5 protein-coding genes are annotated in these 6,282 nt (G+C 53.3%); 3 read left to right on the top strand and 2 right to left on the bottom strand.

What is annotated here, in order from left to right:
- Positions 1-231: 231 nt before the first annotated feature.
- Entirely contained in the window at positions 232-1,845 is a 1,614-nt protein-coding gene (locus C4520_10265) for a long-chain-fatty-acid--CoA ligase (protein RJP21386.1), read from the bottom strand.
- 145 nt (positions 1,846-1,990) lie between these two features.
- Positions 1,991-3,844: a sodium:proline symporter gene (locus tag C4520_10270; protein RJP21387.1), complete on the bottom strand. Its 1,854-nt coding sequence runs from the start codon at positions 3,842-3,844 to the stop codon at positions 1,991-1,993.
- A 181-nt stretch (positions 3,845-4,025) separates the two neighbouring features.
- Between C4520_10270 and C4520_10275 the strand changes: the two genes are divergently transcribed.
- From C4520_10275 to C4520_10285, 3 genes are all read left to right on the top strand, one after another.
- On the top strand, positions 4,026-4,988 hold the full coding sequence (locus C4520_10275; GenBank protein RJP21388.1) for an MBL fold metallo-hydrolase: 963 nt from the start codon (positions 4,026-4,028) through the stop codon (positions 4,986-4,988).
- Positions 4,989-5,108: 120 nt separating this feature from the next.
- The gene (locus C4520_10280) at positions 5,109-5,552 is read left to right on the top strand and encodes a hypothetical protein (GenBank protein RJP21389.1); all 444 of its coding nucleotides are present in this window, start codon (positions 5,109-5,111) and stop codon (positions 5,550-5,552) included.
- A gap of 45 nt (positions 5,553-5,597) precedes the next feature.
- A complete protein-coding gene (locus C4520_10285; GenBank protein ID RJP21390.1) occupies positions 5,598-6,203 on the top strand; it encodes a hypothetical protein in 606 nt (201 codons plus the stop codon).
- Positions 6,204-6,282: the final 79 nt, after the last annotated feature.

The following is a 6,282-nucleotide window of genomic DNA, read 5'->3' on the forward strand; positions in this document are numbered from 1 at the left end:
AACGCTGATTTTCTCAAAGCTCTCTCTCCTCTCCCGCCGGAATGATATGAAAACGGATCGACGTCTTTGCTCGCCGATCGCGCACTGCAAATGTTCGTTGTCGCCGGGCGTGCTACTCCGATTTTCTTTTCTTGCTGGTAGTTTCCGGCGGCGCCACTTGCTCTTCGTACCCTTGCTCTCGCTTCAAGCCTCAAGGAGTGAGCATCCGGAAAACGGGCGGGGTGCCTCCACTCATGAACCCGTGATTCGTCGCAGCACTCGCTTGTCGATTATCCCTGCAGGATTCCGTGGGAGATTTTCAACGATTTTGATAAACTTCGGGACCTTGAAATCAGCGAGATAATCCTCGCAATAATCCAGAATTTCATCGACATCGAGCGAAGAGCCGGGATTCGGCACGACAAAAGCCGCCACCTGCTCGCCGAACACTTTATCAGGTTCACCGACGACGGCGGCTTCGAATATCGCCGGATGCGATTCAAGTACGTTTTCTATTTCCACGCAGTAAATATTCTCGCCGCCGCGAATGATCATATCCTTTTTTCGATCGACTATATACAGAAAGCCTTCCTCATCCAAGCGGCCCACATCACCTGTATGTAGCCAGCCATCTTGAAATGTCTCCTTCGTCGAAGCCGCATCCTGCCAGTAGCCGGCAACAATGTTCGGCCCTTTCAGGAGGACCTCGCCGATCTTGCCCGCCGGAAGATCGCGACCCTCATCGTTCACGATACGCACCTGCACCGTTGGAACCGGCGGGCCCACCGAATCCGGTTTTTGCATCGTATATTCATCGGGAAGAAAGGTCGCCAGCGCCGAACTCTCGGTTAGACCGTAGCCGTTCCCCATACGGGCGCTCGGGAAAGTCTCGCGCAATCGGCGAACCAATTCCGGCGAGGCCGGCGCCCCGCCGTAGATAACGTTTTGCAGCGACCTCAAGTCGTAATCCTTCAGCTTCAACTGGGCAAGCAGCAGCCAGTATATCGTCGGGACACCCACGACCGTCGTGACCTTCGCGGACTTCAGCAGAGAGAGCGTCTCATCCGCAACGAACCGCCGCTGGATGATCATGGTTGCGCCAAGATAGACCCCTGCGATCATCTGGCTGTGACAGCCGAGCGGATGCGAAAGCGGCACGCAAATGAGCTGGCGATCACTCGCCGTTATGCCCGTCGCCATCTCGACATTGAGCGAGGCCACGGAAAAATTGCGGTGAGTGCAGAGCGCCCCCTTCGGCTGTCCCATCGTGCCGGAGGTGTAGAAGATGCTGGCGAGATCGTCTTCTACAACATCTACTCCATCCGGCTCCTCTTGCCGATCCTCCAAAAGATCACGGAGAGCGACCCAATCATTTCCACTCTCAGACGCAGCATCTGGAGAGACCGCGACTACCAGATGCTCCAGAGCCAATGCCGTCTTCTGCGCCCGCAAACAGTCTTTCTTGTAGCCTCGATTCAGAATACAGACTCGCGCGCCCGAGTCCTTCAGGATATAAGCGATTTCTTTCGAGACGAAGCGGGTATTAATTGGGACTGACACGGCCCCGATTGTCGCGGCGGCAAAAAAGGCGAGGGGAAACTCTATGTCGTTATCAAGCAGCAGTGCGACGCGGTCTCCTTTTTTCACATGCAGCCGCCTCTGCATTCCTGCCGCAAGACTGTAGACATCTCTGGAGAATTGGCGATAGGATACCTTCCTCGAAAGACATTCAAACACCGGTTTGTCCGGAAACCGTTCGGTGGACGCGTGCAGGATGTTCTGGAGATTCTTGGGCCTGTGCCGGTAGTTTAACATGTCGACGCCCTTATGAGTCTCCCGGATCAAACGTTCAGAAAGCTTAACCATACTCCTCTCAAATCCTTACTCCGTGATTCGGCACGGGCATCCGACCTCAAGTCATACGTTTCCACCCGCGGGCAAAACCAAATTTCCGGTTCAGAATACGCTCTCCGACAGGCGCGAACCAGTTTATCAAAAAGCAATGATCGAGTCAATATTTCTCCCGCCCCTCTTCCTCTCTCACAGGTGAGACGACGGGCGTTCGCTTTCTGTTCATCAGGATGAGAAGCGGAAAGCCGCTAACTCCAGCCGCGAAGGCGTAAGGGAGCCACTGCTTCATTGGGAACCCGAGCAGGATCTTCCCGAGGAGGAACAGCGAGGAGTAGATGAAGGCGGCGCCGCAAATTGCCCCGAATAGATCAAAGAGGAGATTGTCTTCTGATTTTAGACCGCATGTCGTCTCGACAGGACGCCATCCCGGGCCTCCCGGGCGCACGCGAGAGTAAAATCTCTTGAGGCTCTCCATGTCTGTGGGCGCGGTCGCCAGAGTTACCGATACCCATACACCCGTGGAAACCGCGATGATTATTAAGAGGCGCACCCCCTCATATTCCGGTCCAGCCAACGAACGAGAAGAGAAGATGACGATAGCCGTCACCAGCGAGCAAATCATCGCTGAGATTTCCGACCAGGCATTGATGCGCCACCAATACCACCTGATAAGATTCACCAATCCAATGCCTGCGCCGATCGCGATCAGGAACTTCCACGCCCATTCTATGGAGTTCATGATCAAGCTCGCAAGCACCGCAAGCAACGCCATTACCAGCATGGCCACGCGAGCGGCTGATACGTAATGTTTCTCATCCGCCCCTGAATGTATGAATCGCTTGTAAATGTCATTCGTTAAATAAGATGCCCCCCAATGGAGGTGAGTATCGACCGTCGACATGAATGCGGCCAACAGAGAAGAGACCATCAGCCCTCGAATCCCCACCGGTAAAAGGTCAATCATCATCTTCGGGTATCCCAATTCCGGGTCCGGCAGCGAGGGATAGATTATCAGGGAAATGAGCGCGACCAGAATCCACGGCCACGGACGAAGTACGTAATGTGCAAAGCTGTACCAGAGAATCGCGAGCCGCGCATGGCGCTCGTCTTTACACGCCATCGCACGCAGCCCTATATACTCCCCTCCGTCGGAATTTCGGAAAGCCCACCATTGGACGCCAAGGTAAACCCCAAACGTAATCAAGGCCAACTCACCCGCTCCCCTCTCGGGGGCAAAATGGAGAACGCTTGAGGGAGCGGCGCCAGAGGCAGTCAGTGCCGGAATGATGTTTGCCACACCGCCGACAGCGCGCACGGCTACGATGGCAAGCGCAATCGACCCGCACATCGCAACCGCAAATTGCAGAAAATCTGTCACAACCACCCCCCACAAGCCCGAAAGAACCGAGTATATCAGCGCCAATAATATGATCCCGATCGTCACTGCGGTCTCGGGAGGTACCTGCAGCCCGCCCGGCAACGCAATTGCCTCTGTCCCGGTCAGCCCAAGAGTCACCAGGGATATCTTCCTCATCGCCAGGATTACCCATCCCATCACAATGCAGTTGATGAGCACTGACGAATACAGAGCCTTCAGTCCCCGCAGGAAAGCGGCGGGCTTGCCTGAATAGCGTAATTCCAGAAATTCAACGTCTGTCAGCAGATTCGTCCGCCGCCACAATCGAGCATACAGAAATGCCCACAACATGCTGCTCATCACCAAATTCCACCAGAACCAGTTGCCGGCGATCCCTTTCGTCCGGATAATGCCGGTGATTGCAAGCGGTGTATCGGCGGCAAACGTGGTTGCAACCATAGACGTGCCGGCCAGCCACCAGGTGAGGTTGCGGCCGGAAAGAAGAAAATCGCTCATGCTCTTGCCTGCACGGCTGGATAGAAGAAAGCCTATACCCAATGACAACAGGCAATATGCCGCGACAATAAACCAGTCAATGAGATGCATCATTCTCCCCATCGATCTCGAGCACGTCCAAAATCCGGGTTGTGCGGGCATATTACAGCAAAGAAAACCGTAAAATCAATACTGATCCCCGTTTTCATGTTCATCGGATGCCGCTCGCGGGAATGCGAGTTGACTGGCTTGCTCCGAAAGGTTTATCATTGGTTATCACGTAGGTTCTTCCCCCGACACCCGGCCCGGCGGCCGCCCCGCCGCCTATTTCGAGGAGAGCGTAATGGTCGAAGAAATCATGAAAAACCTCTACAAGCTGGAAATCCCCCTTCCCGGAAGCCCACTGAAAAGCATTAATTCATATGTCCTGAAAAACTCCAAGCGAACACTGATAATCGACACCGGCATGAACCGCACCGTCTGTCGCGAAACGATGCAGGCGGGGTTGAAGGAGCTGGGGGTTGACCTGAGCAAGACGGATTTCTTTGTTACTCATTTGCATGCGGACCATTTCGGGTTGGTCGCAACCCTCGCGACCGACGGTTCGACGGTCTACTTCAATGAGCCGGATGCGGAGAGAATGCACTTCAGCGTATGGGAGGAAATGATCTCGTTTGCTGGCAGGAACGGGTTCCCGCAGGACGAACTCCAGGCGGCACTCCATAACCACCCCGGCTACAAATATGGACCGCAGAAGGAGTTGCCGCTTACTCTACTCAAGGACGGGGACACCCTGTCGATCGGGGATTACACCCTTCGTTGCGTCCAAACTCCCGGACACACGCAAGGGCATATGTGCCTCTATGAACCATCAGAGAAAATCTTGTTCTCCGGAGACCACATCCTCATCGACATCACGCCCAACATTCAGTTGTGGTCTGACCAGGAGAATCCTCTGAGCGCATACCTCTCCAGCCTCGACAAAGTGCACCAACTCGATATCGGGCTTACCCTTCCCGGACACCGCCGCCTCATCACCGACTGCAAGACAAGAATAGAGGAGCTTAAGCTTCACCATCAGGATCGAGCTGACGAGGCCCTTGTGATTGTGCAGAAGGCGGCCAGAAACGCATATCAGGTTGCCTCGCAAATGACATGGGATATCGCGTGTGACAATTGGGAGCAGTTCCCGGTTCAGCAAAAATGGTTTGCCACTGGCGAAGCCCTGGCACACTTGAAATATCTCGAAGAAAAAAGCCTGATACAGAAAGAAATTCGCGATACCGGGACATTTTACTCCGTCTGATTAACGCCAAAAGCGTTCTGCCCGGCCATATAAAAATTTAGCTTTGTGACCTGCCTCCGCATATGCTATAATATTTTTTGTAGTCTTTGCTCGAGCCAAAGGAGGCGAAGTCTCACGAATATGATTTTTGTTACCTGCCCGTATTGCAAATCTAGCGGCTATATTACGCCCCCTCCAGCCGATACCATCCTGATGGGTCCCTGCCCAATTTGCGGAGAGCCGGTCGCGTTGTATAACAGCAAAGTTATCGGATTGCGCAAGAAGGCGGCCGGTGACGGCAAGTGGGGCGAACAAATTCAGTCCCTTGCCAAAATCATTATGGAATATATCAATACCCAAGGGGCTCCCATGGATGAGGGCAGTTTAGAGCGCATCATTCGGGAAGCCGAAGACCGGGTCTTTGAGACCGAAAAAAGACCGGATAACCTGCCTTCAAGCGCCATCTCGCCGTCTGTGAGATACCCCGGCGCCTCGCCGATAACAATCGAGGAACTCGAAGATTTTCTGAAAATCGACCTCAACCTGTTGGCCAGAAAAGACTATTTCGACAAATTTTTCGGATAACATCCTCAGTGTTCTCCCTGCGGCGCCCGTCTCCGCTACAAGGGGGTGACAGACGGAAAGCCTGCGCTGCAACTGATTTCCCATTCTGCCATAAAGCTTCACCATCATTTGCATAGAAAAGCAATCATTCGCAGGACCGGCGAGAAAGGGGCTTGCGGAATGTCCGAAAAGGCCGACGCTCCCCCTCCAAGAAAATTCCGAAGAAAAATCCCCTGTAAAAACCATCCATCTGCTCCAGCCGTGGATTATTGTCAAACCTGCGGCCTGCCAATTTGCAAGGAATGCGCCATCTCCTTTAGCGGCGCCTCCTTTTGCAGTTCTGAATGCTGGTCCTCAAAGAGCGCAGAAGAATCAAAAGATGCCGTTGCGAATCGAAAAAAAAGGGAGCGAAGAGCCGACTTCGCAGTGACTGCGGGCATGTGGGCTTTCTGTATGGTCGTTCTGGCTGCAATCGGCATCTTTATCTTTCAAAAAACCTCTGATCATTCCGGTGAAAAACTGTGGGAAATAGACAGTACCGAAGGCTTTTATGAATACTTCGCTCAATCGCAGTTAGCTTCTTTCTTTGCGCTCAGGACGAGTGGATATGTCGAGGCACTCGATCTGAGAACCGGTTCAAGCAAATGGAAAGTAGGTTCTTCTCCGATTTAGTTGTTGCCTGAGAATGCCTGTATGACTTTAAGAGTAAAATATCGGTTGTCATGGAATCCGAAGGCGCGTTTGGAAATGC

The organism is Candidatus Abyssobacteria bacterium SURF_5 (assembly GCA_003598085.1).
In the GTDB taxonomy this organism is placed as follows: domain Bacteria; phylum Abyssobacteria; class SURF-5; order SURF-5; family SURF-5; genus SURF-5.